General features: G+C 44.1%; 20 protein-coding genes. 11 read left to right on the top strand and 9 right to left on the bottom strand.

What is annotated here, in order from left to right:
* Positions 1 to 2: 2 nt before the first annotated feature.
* The 8 genes from murD to lpxC all read left to right on the top strand — a co-directional run bounded on the left by murD (position 3) and on the right by lpxC (position 9,870).
* Positions 3 to 1,346, top strand: a complete 1,344-nt coding sequence (gene murD, locus WAX86_RS13125) for a UDP-N-acetylmuramoyl-L-alanine--D-glutamate ligase (RefSeq protein WP_341488892.1) — start codon at positions 3 to 5, stop codon at positions 1,344 to 1,346.
* Entirely contained in the window at positions 1,340 to 2,644 is a 1,305-nt protein-coding gene (gene ftsW / locus WAX86_RS13120; protein WP_065170828.1) for a cell division protein FtsW, read from the top strand. The genes murD and ftsW overlap by 7 nt, the downstream gene beginning before the upstream one ends.
* Positions 2,631 to 3,695, top strand: coding sequence for an undecaprenyldiphospho-muramoylpentapeptide beta-N-acetylglucosaminyltransferase (gene murG / locus WAX86_RS13115; protein ID WP_237030053.1), 1,065 nt, complete (start codon positions 2,631 to 2,633; stop codon positions 3,693 to 3,695). The genes ftsW and murG overlap by 14 nt, the downstream gene beginning before the upstream one ends.
* Before the next feature lie 15 nt (positions 3,696 to 3,710).
* Complete coding sequence (murC, locus tag WAX86_RS13110) at positions 3,711 to 5,171, top strand: UDP-N-acetylmuramate--L-alanine ligase (protein ID WP_036763197.1); 1,461 nt, start codon at positions 3,711 to 3,713, stop codon at positions 5,169 to 5,171.
* Between the two features lie 272 nt (positions 5,172 to 5,443).
* A complete protein-coding gene (locus tag WAX86_RS13105; protein WP_065170826.1) occupies positions 5,444 to 6,235 on the top strand; it encodes a cell division protein FtsQ/DivIB in 792 nt (263 codons plus the stop codon).
* Positions 6,235 to 7,494 (top strand): cell division protein FtsA, encoded by a 1,260-nt coding sequence (gene ftsA, locus WAX86_RS13100; RefSeq protein ID WP_005297582.1) that lies wholly within the window; start codon positions 6,235 to 6,237, stop codon positions 7,492 to 7,494. The genes WAX86_RS13105 and ftsA overlap by 1 nt, the downstream gene beginning before the upstream one ends.
* 35 nt (positions 7,495 to 7,529) lie before the next feature.
* Entirely contained in the window at positions 7,530 to 8,678 is a 1,149-nt protein-coding gene (gene ftsZ, locus WAX86_RS13095; protein WP_005297584.1) for a cell division protein FtsZ, read from the top strand.
* A gap of 274 nt (positions 8,679 to 8,952) precedes the next feature.
* Positions 8,953 to 9,870, top strand: coding sequence for a UDP-3-O-acyl-N-acetylglucosamine deacetylase (gene lpxC, locus WAX86_RS13090; RefSeq protein WP_036763200.1), 918 nt, complete (start codon positions 8,953 to 8,955; stop codon positions 9,868 to 9,870).
* A gap of 103 nt (positions 9,871 to 9,973) precedes the next feature.
* On the opposite strand, the gene WAX86_RS13085 is transcribed toward lpxC, so the two are convergent.
* Positions 9,974 to 10,444 carry a DUF721 domain-containing protein gene (locus WAX86_RS13085; RefSeq protein ID WP_065170825.1) on the bottom strand — a complete coding sequence of 157 codons (471 nt, stop codon included), beginning with the start codon at positions 10,442 to 10,444 and terminating at the stop codon, positions 9,974 to 9,976.
* A gap of 470 nt (positions 10,445 to 10,914) precedes the next feature.
* Here WAX86_RS13085 and secA point away from each other — a divergent pair, with 470 nt between their 5' ends.
* Positions 10,915 to 13,635 (top strand): preprotein translocase subunit SecA, encoded by a 2,721-nt coding sequence (gene secA / locus WAX86_RS13080; protein ID WP_065170824.1) that lies wholly within the window; start codon positions 10,915 to 10,917, stop codon positions 13,633 to 13,635.
* A gap of 196 nt (positions 13,636 to 13,831) precedes the next feature.
* On the opposite strand, the gene mutT is transcribed toward secA, so the two are convergent.
* The 8 genes from mutT to WAX86_RS13040 form a co-directional block, all read right to left on the bottom strand.
* On the bottom strand, positions 13,832 to 14,239 hold the full coding sequence (mutT, locus tag WAX86_RS13075) for an 8-oxo-dGTP diphosphatase MutT (RefSeq protein ID WP_188007686.1): 408 nt from the start codon (positions 14,237 to 14,239) through the stop codon (positions 13,832 to 13,834).
* A 66-nt stretch (positions 14,240 to 14,305) separates the two neighbouring features.
* Positions 14,306 to 14,515 carry a DNA gyrase inhibitor YacG gene (gene yacG / locus WAX86_RS13070; RefSeq protein ID WP_005297592.1) on the bottom strand — a complete coding sequence of 70 codons (210 nt, stop codon included), beginning with the start codon at positions 14,513 to 14,515 and terminating at the stop codon, positions 14,306 to 14,308.
* Between the two features lie 8 nt (positions 14,516 to 14,523).
* Entirely contained in the window at positions 14,524 to 15,261 is a 738-nt protein-coding gene (zapD, locus tag WAX86_RS13065; RefSeq protein WP_005297594.1) for a cell division protein ZapD, read from the bottom strand.
* 67 nt (positions 15,262 to 15,328) lie between these two features.
* Positions 15,329 to 15,931 carry a dephospho-CoA kinase gene (coaE, locus tag WAX86_RS13060; RefSeq protein ID WP_341488891.1) on the bottom strand — a complete coding sequence of 201 codons (603 nt, stop codon included), beginning with the start codon at positions 15,929 to 15,931 and terminating at the stop codon, positions 15,329 to 15,331.
* A 1-nt stretch (position 15,932) separates the two neighbouring features.
* Complete coding sequence (locus tag WAX86_RS13055; protein ID WP_065170821.1) at positions 15,933 to 16,811, bottom strand: A24 family peptidase; 879 nt, start codon at positions 16,809 to 16,811, stop codon at positions 15,933 to 15,935.
* Between the two features lie 182 nt (positions 16,812 to 16,993).
* On the bottom strand, positions 16,994 to 18,220 hold the full coding sequence (locus WAX86_RS13050; protein WP_341488890.1) for a type II secretion system F family protein: 1,227 nt from the start codon (positions 18,218 to 18,220) through the stop codon (positions 16,994 to 16,996).
* A gap of 65 nt (positions 18,221 to 18,285) precedes the next feature.
* Positions 18,286 to 19,977 carry a type IV-A pilus assembly ATPase PilB gene (pilB, locus tag WAX86_RS13045; RefSeq protein ID WP_341488889.1) on the bottom strand — a complete coding sequence of 564 codons (1,692 nt, stop codon included), beginning with the start codon at positions 19,975 to 19,977 and terminating at the stop codon, positions 18,286 to 18,288.
* Positions 19,977 to 20,372: a prepilin-type N-terminal cleavage/methylation domain-containing protein gene (locus tag WAX86_RS13040; protein WP_138241975.1), complete on the bottom strand. Its 396-nt coding sequence runs from the start codon at positions 20,370 to 20,372 to the stop codon at positions 19,977 to 19,979. The genes pilB and WAX86_RS13040 overlap by 1 nt, the downstream gene beginning before the upstream one ends.
* 454 nt (positions 20,373 to 20,826) lie before the next feature.
* Here WAX86_RS13040 and ampD point away from each other — a divergent pair, with 454 nt between their 5' ends.
* The gene (ampD, locus tag WAX86_RS13035; protein WP_086367527.1) at positions 20,827 to 21,405 is read left to right on the top strand and encodes a 1,6-anhydro-N-acetylmuramyl-L-alanine amidase AmpD; all 579 of its coding nucleotides are present in this window, start codon (positions 20,827 to 20,829) and stop codon (positions 21,403 to 21,405) included.
* 359 nt (positions 21,406 to 21,764) lie between these two features.
* Positions 21,765 to 22,538, top strand: a complete 774-nt coding sequence (gene pdhR, locus WAX86_RS13030; RefSeq protein ID WP_005297609.1) for a pyruvate dehydrogenase complex transcriptional repressor PdhR — start codon at positions 21,765 to 21,767, stop codon at positions 22,536 to 22,538.
* The last annotated feature ends 43 nt before the right edge of the window (positions 22,539 to 22,581 follow it).

Raw genomic sequence — 22,581 nt, 5'->3', positions numbered from 1 at the left:
AAATGAAAGGCTTGGTGGATGTGAACAAGGTTGTTGTTATCGGTCTTGGTATGACAGGACTGTCGGTGGTAAATCATCTGTTAAGGTTGCCGCAATCACTTGATATCAAAGTGATCGACACGCGAAACACACCACCAGGTCATGATCAACTGCCTGCCGATGTTGAGTTGTGCTGTGGTCAATGGAATATGGAATGGCTATTGGCTGCCGATCTGATTGTTGCCAGCCCTGGTATTGCATTGGCAACACCTGAATTGGTCGCAGCGGCTCAAGCAGGCGTTAAGATTGTGGGTGATATTGAGCTGTTTGCCCGTGAGGTGACAAAACCTGTAGTTGCGATTACTGGTTCTAACGGTAAAAGCACGGTAACTAGCCTTGTAGGTGAGATGGCAAAAGAAGCGGGCATTGATGTCGGTGTTGGTGGCAATATCGGTTTTGCTGCGCTTGATATGCTGGCTCAAAATCATGAGCTTTATGTTCTTGAATTATCCAGTTTTCAGTTAGAAACAACCTCTTCATTACACCTTGCAGCCGCTGTTTATCTAAATCTTTCTGAAGATCATATGGATCGTTATCAAGGTTTAGAGGATTACAGTCAGGCTAAGATGCGTATTTTCCATCACGCTAATCTAGCCGTTTATAATCGAAATGACTTAGCGACCAAGCCAACTGATTTCACGGGGGCTATGACCAGTTTTGGTTTTGATGATCAAGATTATGGTTTGGTACTGATTGATGACCGTGAGTGGTTGGCAATCAATCAGCAGCCTTTGATGCCAGCCGATGAGATTGCTCTGGTTGGTCGTCATAATGTGGCAAACAGTCTTGCAGCATTAGCTCTGGCCGATGCTGCAGGAATTGATCGCGAGGCCGCTTGTCGTGCTCTTCGCCGTTATACTGGTTTAGCTCATCGTTGCCAACTTGCCGTAACTAAGCATGGCGTTCGTTGGGTAAATGATTCCAAAGCGACTAATGTTGCCAGCACTGAAGCGGCACTTAACGGCTTAAACTTAGCTGGTAAGCTGCACCTATTGGTGGGTGGCGATGGTAAAGGCGCTGATTTTTCGGAACTAAAAACGGTTCTCGCTGACTTAAATGTACAACTTTATTGCTTCGGCCGTGATGGCTATCAATTTGCAGAGCTTGTTGATAACGCAATCTTGGTTGAAACTATGGCTCAAGCTATGGAGCTCGCTGCATCTACCGCACAATCTGGCGATATGATCTTGCTTTCTCCTGCCTGTGCAAGTTGGGATCAGTTTGCAAATTTCATGGCCCGAGGTGATGCCTTTATTGAACTTGCCACTGAGCTGCAAGATAAAGTAGCAGGAGCCGCTTCATGCTAAATATGATCCGTAATGGGATCTCCTCTGTCGGTGATTGGTTTGTCAAACCGGCAAAACCATGCCTGTATGATCGTCAATTAGTGTGGATTGCTATCGCATTGATGATCACAGGTTTGGTCATGGTAACATCCGCTTCCGTACCCGTTGCAACTCGTCTAACTGGGATGCCTTTTTACTTTGCATTTCGTCATGCTTTCTTCTTAGCGTGTTCGTTAGCTATCGCATCGGTTGTTATGCAAATCCCTATTGAGCGTTGGCATAAATACAGTATTCCTATGCTGTTAACCTCAATTTTCCTTCTTATCGTTGTATTGGCTATTGGTCGCTCTGTAAACGGTGCCGCCCGTTGGATCCCATTGGGTATCTTTAACTTACAGCCTGCCGAAGTTGCAAAACTCTCTTTGTTTATGTTTGTCTCTGGCTATCTGGTCCGACAAAATAAACAAGTGCGAGAGACTTTCCTTGGTTTCCTTAAACCCTTACTGGTTCTCGGTATTCTCGGTTTCCTATTGCTGCAACAGCCTGACCTAGGTTCGTTTGTGGTAATGTTTGTCGGTACCGTTGGTATGCTATTTATTGCCGGCGCTAAGCTATGGCAGTTCTTGGTAATGATCGCATCAGCTTTAGTTGGTATTGGCTTGTTGATTGCCTTTGAACCGTATCGTATGCGACGCGTCACCTCGTTTCTTGACCCATGGCAAGATCCTTTCGGTAGTGGTTACCAGCTGACACAATCTTTGATGGCATTTGGTCGTGGTGAGTGGTGGGGCCAAGGCCTTGGTAACTCAATTCAGAAGCTTGAATATTTACCAGAAGCACACACCGACTTTGTATTTGCTGTTTTGGCTGAAGAGTTAGGTCTTGCGGGCGTTATTGTGGTCTTGCTCCTGCTATTTGCATTGGTTGCAAAGGCACTGATTATCGGTCGAAAGTGTCTTAAGTCTGGCCAGTTATTTGGTGGTTATCTTGCCTTTGGCTTTGCGTTTTGGTTTGCATTCCAAACCTTAGTTAACGTTGGCGCAGCCGCAGGTATGGTACCAACTAAAGGTCTAACCTTACCGCTTATCAGTTATGGTGGTTCGAGTCTGTTTATTATGGCGGCAGCGGTTGCTATCTTGATTCGAATTGATCATGAGCAACGTTTAGCAGAGCGCCTATCGCCAGAAGACACTGAAGAAGATGATCAGATAATTTCAGAAGACAATCCGCAAATTGCTGATAATAATTTAGTGCTCGTAGATGAATCTGAAACCAAGTCTGAAGACCAGCAATTAAAGAAGAATGATGAAAAAAAATAAACGCTTATTAGTGATGGCTGGTGGTACTGGCGGTCACGTATTTCCGGGATTAGCTGTTGCCCAACGCTTACAACAAGAAGGTTGGGAGATCCGTTGGTTAGGCACCGCAGATCGAATGGAAGCTGATTTAGTACCTAAACACGGTATTGAAATTGATTTTATTAAGGTAAAAGGCCTTCGTGGTCAAGGTATTGCCCGTTTACTTACCGCACCATTTAAAATCATTGGTGCTATTTTGCAAGCGCGCAAATACATTAAAGCTTGGCAACCCGATGTGGTTCTTGGCATGGGTGGTTATGTAAGTGGCCCAGGTGGTGTCGCGGCATGGCTATCGGGTGTACCTGTTGTACTGCATGAACAAAATGCAGTAGCCGGTTTAACTAACCAGTGGTTATCTAAGATTGCCAGTGCGGTGCTGCAAGCTTTCCCTGGTGCCTTTAAAGATAAAGAAGTTGTGGGTAACCCGGTCCGTCATGATGTGACTGTTCTACCGCCGCCAGCTGAACGCTTTAGTGAGCATCAAGGACCTATTCGTATCTTGGTGATGGGTGGCAGTCAAGGTGCCCGAATTCTGAACCAAACTATGCCAAAAGTTGCGGCGCTATTAGGTGATAAAGTAACTATCTGGCACCAAGCCGGCAAAGGCGCTGCTGAGCAAACAGAAGCTGATTATCAAGCCAATAATGCCGGCTCACATAAAGTCACAGAGTTTATCGATGATGTCGCTGCTGCATATTCTTGGGCAGATATTGTCGTTTGTCGCTCTGGAGCTCTTACTGTTTCAGAGCTTTCTGCTGCAGGCGTTGGTGCTATCTTCGTACCGTTTATGCACAAAGATCGTCAGCAAGCGCTTAATGCTGAACATCTGGTAGAATGTGGCGCAGCAAAAATGATTGAGCAAATGGATCTGACCGCAGAAGGATTGGCTCAGCAACTTGAACAACTTGATCGCCCAGCCCTAGAGCAAATGGCGCAAGCTGCTCGTGATGCTGCCATCTTAGATGCTGATATCCGTGTCGCAAATGTAATTAAATCCCTAGCAAAAAATTAAGATGAGAACAGAGTGATGGGTAAACTGGATAACCAACAATTAGCAAAAATTCGAACTATGGTACCAGAGATGCGCCGTGTGGAGCGTATTCACTTTGTTGGTATCGGTGGTGCGGGTATGAGTGGCATCGCTGAAGTATTACTTAATGAAGGCTACTGTATTAGTGGCTCAGATCTGTCGGCTAATCCAGTAACAGATCGTTTAAGTGGCAAGGGTGCACAGATTTTCTTTGGCCATGCGGCAAGCAATGTTGAAGGTGCCAGTGTTGTTGTCGTTTCAACTGCTATCTCACAAGAGAACCCTGAATTAGTCGCTGCGCGTGAATTACGTATTCCTGTTGTTCGTCGAGCTGAGATGCTGGCTGAACTGATGCGCTATCGCCACGGTATTGCGATTGCCGGTACCCACGGTAAAACAACAACAACGGCTCTAGTGACACAAATTTATTCTGAAGCCGGTTTAGATCCAACATTTGTGAATGGCGGTTTAGTAAAAAGTGCGGGTACTAATGCTCGCTTAGGCTGTAGTCGCTACTTAATTGCCGAAGCCGATGAAAGTGATGCGTCATTTTTACATCTGCAGCCAATGGTGTGTGTAGTCACTAACATTGAAGCAGACCATATGGATACCTATGGCGGTGATTTTGAAGTGCTTAAGCAGACCTTCATTGATTTCCTTCATAATCTACCATTTTATGGTTTAGCTGTGATGTGCATTGATGATCCTGTGGTTCGTGAACTGCTACCACGTGTTGGTCGTCCAATGCTGACTTATGGTTTCTCTGAAGATGCTGATGTTCGTCTAATGGATTATCAGCAGTGCGGTCAGCAAGGTTTCTTTACTATTGTTCGTAAAGATAAGCCGGAGCTTAAAGTTACGCTAAATGTTCCAGGCCGTCATAATGCATTAAATGCCACTGCTGCTGTTGCTGTTGCGACAGAAGAAGGGGTTGATGATGATGCAATTATCCGAGCTTTGGCTGAGTTCCAAGGTACAGGTCGTCGTTTTGACCATCTTGGTGAGTTTGAAACGGGTAACGGCACTGCAATGCTGGTGGATGATTATGGTCATCACCCAAGTGAAGTGGATGTTACGATTCAAGCTGCTCGTGCTGGCTGGCCTGATAAGCGCTTAGTGATGGTGTTCCAACCACATCGTTATAGCCGAACTCGCGATCTCTACGATGATTTTGCTAATGTTCTTGAGCAAGTTGACGTTCTCTTGATGTTAGATGTTTATGCTGCGGGCGAAGCACCGATTGCTGGTGCCGATGGTCGTGCGCTATGTCGAACGATTCGTGGCCGTGGTAAATTAGATCCGATTTTTGTTGCTAACAAAGAAGCATTACCCGCCGCCCTTGCCAATATTATTCAAAATGATGATTTGGTTTTGACACAAGGTGCGGGCGATGTTGGCAAAATAGCTCGTCAGTTAGCTGAATTAAAGCTCGATATCGCTGCAATGCAAGGTGAATAACTTCGCTTGTTGAGGAGAGTAAACCTCAATATTTATCGGTTTTAATCTGAATTAAGCGGTAATACAGGTGTCTTATCGCTTTCTTTCGGGAAAAATGAACAATTAATTGTTAGCTAGTATCAAGAAATGCTCTGATGAGTATTGGTTTGAAGCGGGTTGCTCGGTTATAATCCACTAACTTTGCTTGATACTTCTTCATTTGAGTCTATAGCAAGAGTTTAAGAGCAGAACATGCTTGCTAGCGATAAATCGACAGGGCAAGTAGAGATATTATGACGGCAGCAGTCGTGAAAAGAATTTCGCTAAAATCGCCAAAAACGTTATTAAAGCGCTTTGGGGGTTTGGCTTTCTTTATTTCTGTCATTGCGTTTACGATTTGGCTGGTCACAGCAACTAAAGATTGGATGACAGATGCAAACCGCCTTCCTCTTTCACAGCTAGTTGTGCAAGGGGATTTGAAGTATCTAACCAAAAATGATGTTAGAGAAGCGATTTTGCAAATGGGTCATATGGGAAGCTTTATGACTCAGAATGTAGACAGTTTACAGCATGCTGTTGAAGAGCAACCATGGGTTGAGCAAGCAACAGTACGAAAACAATGGCCCGATACCATTAAGACGTTTGTTATTGAGCGCCAACCTGTAGCTGAATGGGATGGCAAATATCTGGTTGATGAGCATGGCGTAGTATTTAAAGCGTTAGCCTCTACAATCAAGGATAAAACGTTAGTGGATCTGGTCGGCCCGGAAGGTAGCAGTGAAGAAATGCTAGCTGGACTTCGGGAAATGCAACCAGAATTACAACATGCTGGGTTTGATGTTGTTAAGATTTCGCTTAATAAACGTCGAGCATGGCAAATATTGTTATCAAATGGTATTCAGCTCAAGTTAGGGCGTGAAGCTCGAATGGAGCGACTTGAACGATTTATTCGTCTTTACCCAACCATAGAGAAACAGGGTAAGGATATCGAGTACATTGATTTGCGCTACGATACAGGCGCAGCAGTCGGTTGGAAAATGACTTCGGATCAAGAATCTCCGAAACGGAATGAGAGCGTGCGCTAATGACTAAGGCGGCAGATAAAAAACTCATCGTTGGTCTTGATATTGGTACCTCCAAAGTATGCGCTTTGGTGGGAGAAATTCTACCTGATGGTAATGTGAATGTTATTGGGGTGGGTAATAGCCCATCTAAAGGCATGGATAAAGGTGGTGTAAACGATCTTGAATCTGTGGTGAAATCAGTTCAGCGAGCAATTGATCAAGCTGAGTTGATGATCGATGACTTCCAGATATCTTCGGTTTATCTATCTCTATCAGGTAAGCATATTCGTTGTCAGACAGAGAAAGGTATGGTGCCGATCTCTGATAAAGAAGTGACCCAAGATGATGTCGATAATGTTATTCATACGGCAAAATCGGTCAAAATCAGCGATGAACATAGAACTTTACATGTAATTCCTCAAGAATTTGCTATTGATTATCAAGAGGGTATTAAAAACCCTGTTGGTTTGTCTGGCGTTCGAATGGAAGCCAGTGTTCATATGATCACCTGCCATAATGATATGGCGCGTAATATTGTGAAAGCAGTAGAGCGTTGTGGTCTTAAAGTGGAACAATTGATTTTTTCAGGCCTTGCAGCAAGCCATGCGGTGTTAACGCCGGATGAGCGCGAACTGGGTGTTTGCGTGATTGATATCGGTGGCGGCACGATGGATATTGCTGTTTGGTCAGGTGGTGCATTACGTCATGCAGAAGTAATTCCGTATGCTGGTAATGTTGTCACCAGTGATATTGCTTATGCTTTTGGTACACCGCCGGGTGACGCTGAAGAAATTAAAGTGAGATACGGCTGTGCACTAAGTGAGTTGGTGAGCAAAGATGCGAAGGTGGATGTCCCAAGTGTGGGTGGTCGACCTTCTCGTAGCTTGCAAAGCCAAACGCTAGCGGAAGTAATCGAACCTCGATACACTGAGCTGTTGGGGTTAGTTAATCAGAAGCTCGTTGTAATACAAGAACAATTGCGAGAAACGGGTGTAAAGCACCATCTTGCAGCTGGTATCGTATTAACAGGCGGTGCTGCTCAGATGGAAGGCTTGATTGAATGTGCTGAACGGGTTTTCCGTAATCAAGTACGTATTGGTCAACCTCTTGAAATACACGGGTTGACTGATTATGTTCAGTCTCCGCATTTTGCGACTGCAGTAGGTTTACTGCATTACGGAAAGGACAGTCAGACATTTGATGATAGTGATGTTGAAACTAAGCGCTCAGTGACCGGTTTCTTCTCACGATTCAGTGGTTGGCTACGAAAAGAATTTTAAATACCTGATGCGAACAGGATAGACGGAGAGAACAAATGTTTGAACCGATGATGGACATCTCTGACGAGGCAGTAATTAAAGTCGTTGGCGTTGGCGGCGGTGGCGGTAATGCTGTCGATCACATGGTACGTGAATCAATCGAAGGCGTGCAGTTTATCAGTGTTAACACTGATGCCCAGGCTCTTCGTAAAAGCAGTGTAAGTACAGTTATTCAGATCGGTGGTGATATCACTAAAGGTTTGGGTGCTGGTGCAAACCCTCAAGTGGGTCGTGACTCTGCGTTAGAAGATCGTGAAGCGATCAAAAAAGAACTTGAAGGTTCTGACATGGTATTTATCGCTGCCGGTATGGGCGGTGGTACAGGTACTGGTGCAGCACCTATCATTGCTGAAATTGCTAAAGAGCTTGGTATCTTAACTGTTGCAGTTGTCACTAAGCCATTTAGTTTTGAAGGCAAAAAGCGTATGGCTTTTGCTGAGCAAGGTATTGAAGAGCTTTCTAAGCATGTGGACTCGTTAATTACGATTCCAAACGAGAAGCTACTTAAAGTACTTGGTCGTGGTATCACCCTACTTGATGCTTTTGCTAAAGCAAACGACGTACTGAAGAACGCTGTTCAAGGTATTGCTGAGCTAATCACTCGTCCTGGTATGATCAACGTCGACTTTGCTGACGTTCGTACTGTGATGTCTGAAATGGGCCACGCAATGATGGGTAGTGGTATGGCATCTGGTGATGATCGTGCTGAAGAAGCTGCTGAGATGGCTATCTCAAGCCCACTTCTAGAAGATATCGATCTTGCTGGCGCTCGTGGCGTATTGGTTAACATCACCGCTGGTCTAGATATGCGTCTAGATGAGTTTGAGACAGTGGGTAATACGGTTAAAGCGTTCGCTTCTGATAACGCAACTGTTGTTATCGGTACATCTCTAGATCCAGACATGACTGATGAGCTACGTGTAACTGTTGTTGCTACAGGTATTGGTAAAGATACTAAGCCTGATATTACGCTAGTGACATCTTCTAAGCCGCAGCCAGTTGTTCAAGAGCGTCCAGCTCAAACAGCGGCTCCTGTTGTTGAAGAGAAGCCAGCCGTTGAAGGTCAAGCAGCAGCTCAGAAGAAACCACAGGCTGAACACGACTATTTAGATATTCCAGCATTCCTTCGTAAACAAGCAGACTAATTTTTAGCTCGGCTATAAACGAAAGATTGAGGATATGCCGTTTTTCTTGCTTTAAAGAAAAACGGCAGCTAGAACTAATTTGAATTTATTTTTATTTCACTTGTTTTGCGCTATTAAAATAGTGTTATCAATTGATAAAACAAATTGTTTGGGTTATTTCTAGAGTCGTGGTATAGTTTTCGTCCACTTAACATAATACCTATGTTAGGTCGAAGTTGTATTACCACAGAATAAGCTAAATAGAAGTCAGCTTATAACCGTTGAGAAAAGGCAAATGATTAGACAACGTACACTTAAAAGCATTGTGCAAACGACTGGTGTGGGTCTCCACTCTGGACGTAAAGTTACGCTAATTCTGCGCCCAGCAGCAGCTAACACTGGCGTGATCTACCGTCGTACCGACTTAAATCCACCAGTAGACTTTCCTGCAAATGCTGACTCTGTTCGTGACACTATGCTATGTACGGCATTGGTTAACGAAGCAGGCGTTCGCATCTCAACTGTTGAGCACTTGAATGCGGCACTTGCTGGTATGGGTATCGATAACGTGATTATCGAGGTTGATGCTCCAGAAATTCCAATTATGGATGGTAGCGCAAGCCCATTTATTTACTTGTTGCAATCTGCAGGTATTGAAGCGTTGAATACGCCAAAACGTTTTCTTCGTATCAAAAAACCTGTTCGCGTTGAAGATGGCGATAAGTGGGCGGAATTGGTTCCTCATAACGGTTTCCGCTTAGATTTTGCTATCGATTTTAATCACCCTGCGATTGGAACAGATCAGCAGCGTTTAACGTTTGATTTCTCAAGCAAGTCTTTTGCAAAAGATGTCAGTCGTGCACGTACTTTTGGCTTTATGCGAGATATCGAGTACTTACAGTCACAAAACTTGTGCCTAGGTGGTAGTTTCGATAACGCTATCGTATTAGATGAATATCGCATTCTAAACGATGATGGCTTGCGTTTTGATAATGAATTAGTGACTCACAAAGTATTGGATGCCATTGGTGACCTTTATATGTGTGGTCATAACATTATCGGTGAAATGCGCGCTTATAAGTCTGGTCATGCACTAAACAATAAGCTCCTTCGTGCAGTATTAGCTGACCAAGAAGCTTATGAGTGGACAACATTCGAAGACGAAAAAGAAGTGCCAGTTACGTTTGCTCAACCAGGAATGGTATTAGCATAACTGTAATGCAGAATTAAAAAACGCCGAGCTTAGCTCGGCGTTTTTGTTTCTACCTGTATCTCTTGCCAAGTTACTTTGTCGCTATCACTCTTATTGCGATAACCTAGTTAGAACTTTCTTTATTTTTCTTAGCCAATTGTGCCAACCTTTCTAAGCGTGCTTTTACTTTATCTGGCGCATGTACTGCGGCTTGTAACAGATGACTAGCAGCCACATCACTAATGGGTTTTTGAACAATATCTGGCGTTTTATTTTGCTTAGCAACTTGAACTGCCGCAAGGTTAGGGTTGACCTTAACTTGAATATCAACCAAGTTGGGCAGCAGCTTTTCACGTAATTTAGTGATGAGGCTATTACGCTCGTAATTAAGACGCATCGACCAAGCCGCAGAGGCGATTTCTATAATGAGTATCCCTTGGCGATAATTACTGACTCGGCAGTGCTCGGCACAATTTAAATGAGCTTTAACGGCATTATTTAAGCGACTTAATGCAAGGGCTCGTTCTTGAATATTGCCAACCAGTTGGTTGCTATCAAGTAAGTCGGCGGCTGTTTGCGGGCGGTGATCTCTCATTGATAGGTCATTCCTGAATGAAAACGAGGATAGGCTCTAATTTTTCGTGACATTAAGCAAGTCAGTTGCTTTTATCATAGTCGATATAATGAATTTGCCTTATCATAACGGTTTAAGAGAAAACCTGCTGTTAATTCTTATTGGACTCGGATACCGAACACCAAGGTGAAAGATAAGATTTCAAGCCATTGAAGCGATTTTCTCTGTGATATTGTGGTCAATCCCCTTGAAAATAGGGGGCATAGGCACAATATCAATTTTTAATTGTCTAAGCTGCTTCAAGATGCAATTATTCAATATGAACCTTGTATCTTGAAGTTGCTCGGGTATACACACTTGTTTCAGGTATAAGCCTCGGATTTATTAATGCCGATTTTGTGGGATATGGATTTATTGTCCCGAATGAATGAAACCTTATTTAGCGACTCAGCAATATAACGCTGACATAACAAAGAGAAAACGGCATCGCCATGTTATCAAAACTACTGACAAAAATTATCGGTAGCCGTAACGACCGCACTCTGCGTCGTATGCGCAAAATTGTTGATCAAATCAATAAGCTAGAACCTCAATTTGAAAGCCTACAAGATGAAGAATTAAAAGCAAAGACTGCTGAATTCCGTTCTCGTCTTGAACAAGGTGAAACCTTAGACCAACTACTGCCTGAAGCCTTTGCGACGGTACGTGAGAGTTCTAAGCGTCTATATGGCATGCGTCACTTTGATGTGCAGCTTATTGGCGGTATGGTTCTTAACGATTGTAAAATTGCCGAGATGCGTACAGGTGAAGGTAAAACTCTAACGGCAACATTGCCTGCTTACCTTAACGCGCTAACAGGCAAAGGCGTTCATATCGTAACAGTGAACGACTACCTTGCTTCACGTGACGCCGAAACTAACCGTCCACTATTTGAATTCCTTGGTATGACTGTTGGCGTAAACGTGCCAAACATGCCTCCTCATGCGAAAAAAGAAGCGTATGAAGCAGACGTTTTATACGGAACAAACAACGAATTTGGTTTTGACTACCTTCGTGACAACATGGCATTCCGTCCAGAAGATCGTGTTCAACGTGAGCGTTTCTTTGCCGTAGTCGATGAGGTGGACTCCATCCTTATCGATGAAGCTCGTACTCCTTTGATCATCTCAGGTCCTGCTGAAGACAGTTCTGAGCTGTACATCCGCATGAACACACTGATCCCTAACTTGGAAAAACAAGATAAAGAAGACAGTGAAGAGTACCGCGGAGAAGGTCACTACACAGTAGATGAAAAATCAAAACAAGCGCACTTAACTGAAAACGGTCAAGAATACGTTGAAGAGCTATTGATCAAAAATGGTCTAATGGCTGAAAACGATACACTGTATTCACCAGCTAACATCAGTTTGCTTCACCACGTTAATGCAGCATTGCGTGCACATGTTCTATTTGAACGTGATGTTGACTACATTGTACAAGATGGCGAAGTGGTTATTGTTGATGAACATACTGGTCGTACTATGCCGGGTCGTCGTTGGTCTGAAGGTCTTCATCAAGCCGTAGAAGCAAAAGAAGGCGTTAAGATCCAAAACGAAAACCAGACTTTGGCATCTATTACATTCCAGAACTACTTCCGTCTATACGAGAAGCTATCTGGTATGACAGGTACAGCAGATACTGAAGCGTTCGAATTCCAGTCAATTTACGGTTTAGATACCGTGGTTATTCCAACCAACCGTCCAATGGCTCGTATTGACCATGGTGACTTGGTGTACATGACCGAAGCGGAAAAATTTGCGGCAATTGCTGAAGATATCAAAGAACGTGTAGCCAACGGTCAGCCATGTCTAGTGGGTACTGTATCGATTGAAAAATCTGAGCTACTGTCTAACGCGCTGAAAAAAGCGGGTATTAAGCACAACGTTTTGAATGCTAAATTCCACGAAAAAGAAGCGGAAATTGTTGCTCAAGCGGGTTACCCTGGTGCCGTAACGATTGCAACCAACATGGCGGGTCGTGGTACCGATATCATGCTTGGTGGTTCTTGGAAGGCAGAAGCTGAAAAGTTAGATAATCCAACAGATGAGCAGATTGCGAAACTAAAAGCAGATTGGCAAGTACGTCACGATGCAGTACTCGCTTCTGGTGGTCTACACATCATCGGTACTGAGCGTCATGAATCTCGTCGTATCGATAACCAGTTACGTGGTCGTTCTGGTCGTCAGGGTGATGCCGGTTCTTCTCGTTTCTACCTATCAATGGAAGATGCTCTAATGCGTATCTTTGCTTCTGATCGTGTATCTAACATGATGAAGAAGCTAGGTATGGAAGAAGGCGAAGCGATTGAGCACCCATGGGTAACTAAAGCTATCGAGAACGCACAGCGTAAAGTTGAAGGTCGTAACTTCGATATCCGTAAACAGCTACTTGAATTTGATGACGTTGCCAACGATCAGCGTAAAGTTGTATACGAACTTCGTGATGAACTAATGTTTGCTGATGATATCAGTGACATGATCGAGCATAACCGCGAAGACGTACTGAATGCGATCATTGACGCTTACATTCCACCGCAATCTCTAGAAGAAATGTGGGATATTGATGGCCTAGAAGATCGTCTACGTACAGATTACGATCTGGATCTACCAATTAAACACTGGCTAGAGACAGAAGATAAGTTGTATGAAGAAGCACTTCGTGAGCGTATCGTTGAGAAAGCGGTTGAGCTATACCGTGAGAAAGAATCTGTTGTTGGTCCTGAAGTTCTACGTAACTTCGAGAAGACTGTGATGCTACAGAACTTAGATACTCTGTGGAAAGAACACTTAGCAGCAATGGATCACCTACGTCAGGGTATCCATTTACGTGGCTATGCACAGAAGAACCCTAAGCAGGAATACAAGCGTGAATCGTTTGAACTGTTTGAAGAGATGCTTGATAACCTGAAGAGTGATGTGATCTCTATCCTTAGTAAGGTTCGCGTTCAGCAGCAAGAAGAAGTTGAACGTATGGAAGAAGAGCGTCGCCAAATGGCAGAAGCACTAGCGCAAAAGCAGCAATTCCATCACCAAACTTCAGATGAAGCATTAGCTGATGAAGAAGAAGGTACTCAGGGTACTTACGAGCGTGAAGAGCGCAAAGTAGGTCGTAATGAGCCTTGCCCATGTGGTTCTGGTAAAAAGTACAAACAGTGTCACGGTAAGATCAACTAAGATCGAGTGAACAAACAAAAGGCCGCTTACGCGGCCTTTTTTGTCTTTATCTATTGTCATTCCGGAATTGAGGGACGAAATATCCGGAATCTCATTCAGCGCGTAGTAAAGCGAAATTGATAATAACTAGGGGTATTGAAATAAGAGATTCCCTATCTCACTCGTTTGCACTCGCGGTAGGGAATGACCTTTAACCTTAGCTCAATACGGCTAGAATCTTCTCCAACACCACATCATTTGCCGCTGGGAACGGGTAGTCTTTAAGCTCAGAAATGGCAACCCACTGTCCCGGTTGGCCTTCTTTACCAAATGCTTCTCCGCTGAACTGGCGGATCACAAAGAAATCAAAAGTGAGCGCTTTGTCGGGATAGTCATGTTCTAAGGCAATAAAAGGCTCAATATGGGTTGCCGTGATACCTACTTCTTCTTGTAGCTCTCGAATTACCGCTTGTTCTGCCGTTTCATTGGCTTCTACTTTACCGCCTGCAAATTCCCAAAAACCACCTTGATGGGCATTGGCTGCGCGACGAGTAATAAAGATCTTATCGCCTGTTGGATTTAAGATGATGCCCGCTGCAATCCAAACGCGTTTTTTATCTGTCATAAAAGGTCCTGATGTTTGAGATTGCGAGATATCGCGTGAAAATCTCGCTACTCGCTACTCGCTACTCTAATACATATCCTCAGACCAACCGTCTGAGTCCGACATATCTGGCGCACCAGGAATTGCTTTTTCTTCATCAGCCCATTCACCAAGATCAATCAACTGACAGCGCTTAGAGCAGAACGGGCGGAAAGGGCTTTGCTCACCCCAAACCACGTCTTCTTTACACGTTGGGCATTTCACCACAGTGACGGGTGCTTCTTTTTTCTCTGTCATGGTTTTCCTCAGCAGATGGCGAGTTTAAATTCGATAGTTTCGGCCACTTTTCCCTCTTCTGTAAATGGTAGAAAGCGGATAGCAAAGCGGCTACGATGACCCGATATCATAGGGTAAACATCATAGCTTGGGCAAATTTCTAAGCGAAGTAAGTTTGCATCTGAGGTGTCGTACTGGAAAAAACCATTACGAGATACTTGTGGCTTATATTGGCTTGAATCTCGAATTAGGCGCAGCCACAGGTTAAGAGCTTGGCTTAAACAAGAGAGATGACCTAACCACTGTTTTAAATCTTGTTGGCGACGCTCTAATGGTAGATGAAGCCAATGGTGCAGTGTTGGCAGATCAAAGCTACAGCTACCACCGGGAATAGAAAAACGCTGCTTAATACCACTTAAGAAACGGTCATCTCTAAGCTCTTGGCCTAAACGACAGGATGCCAGTAATTTGCGTTGGATCTGCTCCATTTCATCGATCACATTTTGCAGTGCTTGTTGATCAACGCCATCGAGATTCAGCCAGTTTTTGAATTTGTTACGTTGCTTTTCCAGATCTTTAGCGAGATCAGCTTTGACTTGTACTTGATCTAAAATTTCAAGTAACTCAAATAGGGCGCGAAAGAAAATTTGGTGTTGCCATGGGTCATGCAATTGACAGCTATGAGTCATTTGATGAAGCAAAAACTCAAGGCGTAAATAGATGCGTACTTTTTCATTAAGAGGGTGTTCAAATCGGGTATTTTGCATACTATTGCCATCAGGTCATGAGACCATAGTGATATAAACAAAAGAGACTAAGCTCAGTCACGAAATCCTACTGTGACTGGCTCAGAGCTAAATAATATTGATGTAGTTTTTCTACTTGTGGATACAGGGCTTGTTCATCGTCATTATTGGTGATCACATCATCGGCTGCCGCTAATCGTTCGCTGCGACTGGCTTGTGAGGCGAAGATCTTTTTCACCTGTTCCAATGGCACTTTATCACGTTGCTGGGTGCGTTGTATTTGAACTTGCTCATCAACATCAACAACCAACAAACGCTGAGTCAGTGCTTGTAAATTATTTTCTACCATCAACGGCACAATCAATAAACAGTATGGCGAGGTCGAGGCTTGGATTTGAGTCAGCATTTGTTGCCGAATCATGGGATGCAACAGCTGGTTTAGCCACTCTTTTAGTTCGGGGTTACTGAAGATCAATTGGCGCAATTGGGCTCGATCAAGCTCCCCATTTTCTAATGTAATATCAGCGCCAAATTTATCGATAATAGCCGCTAGACCGGCACTGTTAGGTGCAACAACATCTCGGGCAATTATATCGGCATCAATCAAATCAACACCATAGCGGGCAAACAGATTGGCAACCGTGGTTTTACCGCTGCCGATCCCGCCTGTTAAACCAACCACAAAACTCATACTACATTCCTAAAATATTACTGACATACCAAGTGATGATCGAGTGTCCCCACAATAGACTGATCCAGCCAGCAATCGCAAGATAAGGACCAAAGGAAAATGGGGTTTGGTGATCACTTTTTTGTACTTTCAATAAGATAATGCCACAAATAGCCCCAGCAAGAGAGGATAGCAGAACCACAACAGGCAGCATTTGCCAGCCAAGCCATGCTCCTAAAGCGGCTAACAGTTTAAAGTCGCCATAACCCATACCGTCTTTTTTGGTTAATAATTTAAAGACCCAAAAGACGCTCCACAAACAGAGATAACCCGCAATTGCACCAATCACAGAATCTTGTAGCGATACAGGACTAATGCCTAATAGAGCGAGAAAAATACCAGCCCAAAGTAGTGGTAGGGTGATTTGATCGGGCAGTAGCATCTTATCAATATCGATAAAAGTTAGAGCAATTAAGGCAAAAGTGAAAAAGATGACGGCAATCGCCCACCAAGTTGGTGGAAATAGGATCGCAACCGTTCCACACAATGCTGCAGTTAATAGTTCAATCATCGGGTAACGTCGGCTAATCGGTGCGTGACAAGATTTACACTTCCCTTTTAATACCAGCCAACTAATAACAGGGATATTTTCTACAGCACTAATGAGATGACCACAATGAGGACAACGAGAACGTGGCACGCTTAAATTAAATGTGTCGGTATTTAACTTCGCATCGGCTTTGATTAAATCCGGAAACGCTTCAATACATTCGTTACGCCATTGACGCTCCATCATAATGGGTAAGCGGTAGATCACCACATTGAGAAAGCTGCCTACCAATAAGCCAAAAATGGTAGCAAAAACAGGAAATAGCCAAGGGTAGTAACTGAAAATAGCCATGGAAAAAATCTCATTAACGGTGAATGGAACATTGTAAGAAAAATCTTGCAAGCTGCCTAGCAATGGCGGGGGTTTTTCTTATCTCAATGCTTGCTTACTGGCTGAAATAAAATAAAAAAATACGGCAAAACAGAAATAACCGTGTTTGCCGCAATACTAGGTAGAACAAGAAGGAATAGGAATTAACCAATCACGCTCATTAGGGTGAAGATCGGCATATACATTGCCACGAGTAAACCACCGATCAGAACGCCAAGCACAATGATGATCAAAGGCTCTAAAATTTGGCCGAGGTTATCAACGATATTATCGACATCGTTTTCATATAGGCTTGCCATTTTATTGAGCATATCGTCAAGAGAACCGGACTCTTCCCCGATCATGGTCATCTGCAACATAAGCTCTGGAAAAACATTGCATTGGCGCAAAGATAAATAGAGTGGCATCCCCGCCGCTGCACTGGTATGCGCCTCCATAATAGCTTCTTCAATATGTAAGTTGCCTGCGGTTTTACCAGCCGACTGTAGCCCTGTTAATAGGGGAATACCGGCACTAAAAGTGGTCGCAAGGGTTCGAGCAAAACGGGCAATAGTTGCTTTGAGTACAACGTTACCGATAATGGGCAGGCGTAAGCTTAACCGAGCCATACGTAACCGAAACGAATAGGACCGTTTATAGCTATAACGATAAAGCACAAGTACAAGCAGCAAACCTACAGCTAAGTATCCCCCATAGTTAATTAGGAAATCCGAGGCTTTTAATACTTGGCGAGTAAACCAAGGGAGTTCTGCGCCAAAACTGCCAAAAATAGCGGCAAATTGAGGGATAACAAAGACCAGCATTAAGATAGTGACACTGATGGCCGTTAGCATCACCATGGATGGGTAAATCATCGCCTTAATCACTTTTTTTCGCATCGCTTCGCTTTTTTCTCGATACGTGGCTAAGCGAACAAATACCTGACCAAGATACCCGGTTTCTTCCCCGGTTGCGACTAAGTCACAGTAGAAATTATCAAACAGCGGCGAACTTGATTTTAGTGCTTTTGACAGTGAGGCTCCGGCTTCTACTTGGGTGTTGACCTGAGTTAATACCGCACGCACTTCTGCTTTATGGTGGCTACTGGCCATTAGCTTCAGAGCTTGTACAATCGGAACTCCAGATTCGATCATGGTCGCAAGTTGGCGAGTAATAGCCGTTACATCGCTGCTTTTCATCTGATTGCGGATTTTATCGAGCGTAGAAGGGTTGGTGCGCTTGATCTTTTTTACTTGGATCATCTGCTCGGTCAGTTGCGCTCGCACTTCTTGTTCTTGAAAACCTAAGGTTACGCCTGTGATTTTCTTGCCGCCTTGGTTTACCCCTCGCCAGCGATAATAACGGATTTTATTAGCGGCTAACTGTGCCATAGCGCTCCTTCCTAACGATATTCAATAGAGATTGGCTTCCTGCAATACAGTTCTTTTTAGCAAGATTAAAAATGCAGGACGCGCTGTAATTCTTTTAAACTGGTGATACCAAGACAGAGCTTTTCTATTCCCGATTGTTGTAGCGTTAGCATCCCTTCTTCTACTGCGATATTTTCCAGCTCTAAGGTGGTAGCACCATCAACCAGAGCTTGAGCAAGACGGCGACTAAACGGCATCACCTCATAGATACCGACACGACCTAAATAGCCTTTATTGCAGTCATCACACCCTTCTGGATTGGCTTTATACAAGGTAGTGCCAGCTGGAATGCGCAGTTTGTCTTGCATAAAGCCCTCAATTTCATCTGCTTGTTTACAGTGAGGGCAGAGCCGGCGACCTAAGCGCTGAGCAATAATCAGTGTCAGTGATGAGGCTAGGTTAAAGTCTTCAATACCCATATTGGTTAAGCGGGTGATGGTTTCGGCAGCAGAATTGGTGTGCAAGGTCGATAGTACTAAATGTCCAGTTTGCGCTGCTTTAACGGCTATAGAGGCGGTTTCCAGATCGCGGATTTCACCTACCATCACTACATCAGGGTCTTGACGTAAAAATGAGCGCAGCGCTTCAGCAAACCCCAGTCCTGCTTGATTGTTAATGTGAACCTGATTAATGCCAGGTAAGTTGATCTCTACCGGATCTTCTGCGGTAGAAATATTGCGCTCTTCGGTATTTAAAATGCTAAGGCCGGTATAAAGCGAAACGGTTTTGCCGCTACCCGTAGGCCCTGTCATTAAGATCATCCCTTGCGGTTGTTGCAGAGCATTAAGATAAGCGGCTTTTTGTTGTTGGTTGTAACCTAAAATATCAATGTCTAAGTTGGCACTGGAGCTATCTAAAATACGCAGCACCACTTTTTCACCCCATAAAGTGGGCAGGGTAGAAACACGGAGGTCTACGGCTAAATTGGCTGTGAGCTTGAGTTTTATGCGTCCATCTTGCGGTTGGCGTCGTTCGGCAATATTTAGGCGCGACATCACTTTGAGTCGGGTAGAGAGACGACGAGAAAGATGGGCTGGTGGTGTTGCGTGTTGGTGTAAGATGCCATCACAACGAAAGCGGATCCGATAACTGGTCTCATAAGGTTCAAAATGGATATCGGAGGCTTTTTTACGTACCGCATCGAGCAGCACTTGATTGATATAGCGAGTAACAGGTTCGTTTTCTTGACCTAGATCTGTAGCTTGATCCCGCTCTTCATCACCAATATCGACTAAGTTATTTAGATCATCGTCACTGACGTCACGACTGGCCATATTGGTGGTTTCGCCCAACTCACGACCATAAATACGACGGATAGCCGATTCGAGCTGCTTATTTTCCAGCAGTAGTGGTTCAATATTGCGTCCAGTGGCAAAACGGAACTCATCTTGTCCGTCGATATTGCATGGATCGCTGACCCCTAAAAATAACGTATTGGCGCTTTGGTATAACGGTAGCGCGCGATGACGTAATACCAAATCGCGTTGATAGACCGCTTTACAGCAAGCTTCAAAGTCGTAGTCATGCACTGAAACGAGGGTGAGACCAAAAATGTGGCTAAGGTGTTGGGCCAGTTCGCGATCGCTAAATATACCCAGATGGATCAGTGCGGAGGGAACCGTGATCCCCTCCATACTGACACTGTCTTCGACTTGTTGCTGCTGCACCGAGCTGATCAGATCAGCCTGGTGCAGAATCGAGGCGAGAGTGGTGTGCATTAACTTGACTTTGTAGTACAACCATTCAATTTAATGGTGTCACTTGAAGCACTTACTTCACAGGACCATGAATCAGAAGATCTTTCTAATGTTACTCCACTACCTGAACCACCTCCTTTTGTTACTATAACTTCAATAGCTCCAGATGTGACTGTCACTGTACCTAGTTCAAAATTTGTTGCGCCAATAGCAGCGGATGTTGTTGGTGCTGCACCGCTAACAGCAATATAATCTTCATAATTAGTTTTTAATGCAGTAGCAGTAGCTAATGCAGAGGCTAATGCTCCTTTTTCTACGTATTGTTGGTACTTAGGTATAGCAATCGCAGATAACACGCCAATGACCGCCACTACGATCATCAATTCAATTAAGGTAAAACCCTTTTGTCCTTTCATCTCTCTTTTATCCTTTAACAAATAGCGCAATAAAATGGGGTGAGTCAGTATCTGTGATGACCCATATATACTTGGTGCATATTAGGATAATGGAGTTTGTCAGTGGGCAAATGGGGAACAATAGGTTGCTCGGCGCACTCGATAAAAATTTGCTTTAAGTTGCAGAGGTTGCAGGAGAAATTTGGAAATGGTTCAAGGGAGGAGGATACTAGGTGCTAGGTGCTAGGTGCTAGGTGCTAGGTGCTAGGTGCTAGGTGCTAGGTGCTAGGTGCTAGGTGCTAGGTGCTAGGTGCTAGGTGCTAGGTGCTAGGTGCTAGGTGCGTTATTTCTAGCTGGAACTTGACATCAGATCTAAATGGGGCAAGATTTTCTCGAAACCTCGAAACCTCGAAACCTCGAAACCTCGAAACCTCGAAACCTCGAAACCTCGAAACCTAAACTAAACGAGATCCCCATGTCGCTTTCAATCAACTCAACCCATTGGCTCAATGAGGCACAACATTTGCCTTCGCCATTTTATGACACACGCCCCGATGACGCTGATATCTCCTTGTTGGTGGTTCACAACATCAGTTTACCACCGGGTGAATTTGGTGGTCCTTATGTTGAACAACTCTTTACCGGACAACTGGATCCTGAAGCACATCCTTATTTCGCTACGATTTATAAGTTACGTGTTTCAGCTCACTGTTTCATTCGCCGTGATGGCAGTATCATTCAGTTTGTGCCGTTTAATGGCCGCGCTTGGCATGCTGGCGTTTCTCAGTTTGCAGGGCGAGATAAGTGCAATGATTTCTCAATTGGGATTGAATTGGAAGGAACGGATACCCTCCCATTTACCCAAGCTCAATACGACTCTTTGATTGAGCTGACTCGGGTAATAATGCAAACCTATCCAGCGATTGATACATCCACCATCACCGGGCATGAGTTTATAGCGCCTGGCCGTAAAACCGACCCTGGTTTGGTATTTGATTGGGTGAAATATAAATCAGCGCTGCTGGTAAGCGATCAAGACAACGAATTGTCATAAAAATCTCATCGCGAACTCACAATGAAATGTCTTAATAAGCAAAAAGTTGGGCAAGTTTTGCATAAATTTACTACAACAAATTGGTTGTACCAATGAAGCTTTTTTGAGCATTTCGTTGCTTTTCCATGTTTCAAAAAATAAACGGTAATTGTTTAAATAAGTTTTCATAAGTTGAAATAATTGTTAAATCGATATTCATTCTATGATTTCAATCAAGTTGCGTGTGGACTTCTATAATTATTTCTGTAGAATTTGCCTTAGTCAGTAAATTGGTAATACCAATTATCCGCATTTGCAAAAGCGTCTTATGACCATTTGCGGGAACTTAAATAAGTGATAATAACGAATAATAACCAACGATGACTTATAAACGAATTCGCCAACCTAAGCTGTCTGATGCGATAGAGCAGGAGATAGAGCAACTGATTCTCGACGGTATTTTATCGCCGGGCCAACAGTTGCCGCCGGAGCGTGAGTTGGCTAAGCAATTCGAAGTTTCCCGACCATCAGTACGCGAAGCGATTCAGCGACTGGAAGCAAAACATTTACTGACTCGCCGTCAAGGTGGCGGCACTTTTGTGAGTGAGAAGTTATGGCAGAGCTTCTCTGAGCCATTATTAGATTTATTGGCATCACACCCAGAGGCTCAACTGGATTTACTTGAGTCACGCCACGCACTAGAAGGGCTTGCCGCTTATTACGCCGCTCTACGTGGTAATGAAGAAGATTTTAACCGTATTCGCCACTGCCATCAGCGGATACAGGAAGCTCAGCAGCAAGGCGATTTACCTGCCGAAGCGAGCGCAGTGATGCAGTACCTGATAACGGTCACCGAGTCAGCCCACAATGTGGTGTTACTGCACATCATTCGTAGCCTTGCCCCATTACTAGAGCAAAACGTATTACAAAACTTTGAGCGCCTTAATCGAGATCCAAAGATTGTCGAAAAGGTGCGAAATCATCGAGCTAACATTGTGCATGCGATCGTTTCTGGTTTGCCAGAGCAAGCAAGGGAAGCATCTCATGCACATTTAGCTTACATCGAGGAAACCTTGTTGGAGCTAACTCGACAGGAAAGCAGACGTGAACGCTCTCTTCGTCGGATCCAACAACGCAAGGAGAGGCTGGATTAATTACTTCAAGTCAGCCCGAAGTAATTAGACGGCCGCGACCATT

Origin of the sequence: Photobacterium damselae subsp. damselae (genome assembly GCF_038086725.1) — a bacterium.
Classification (GTDB): Bacteria; Pseudomonadota; Gammaproteobacteria; order Enterobacterales; family Vibrionaceae; genus Photobacterium; species Photobacterium damselae.
This window is presented reverse-complemented; position numbering and strand designations above follow the sequence as displayed.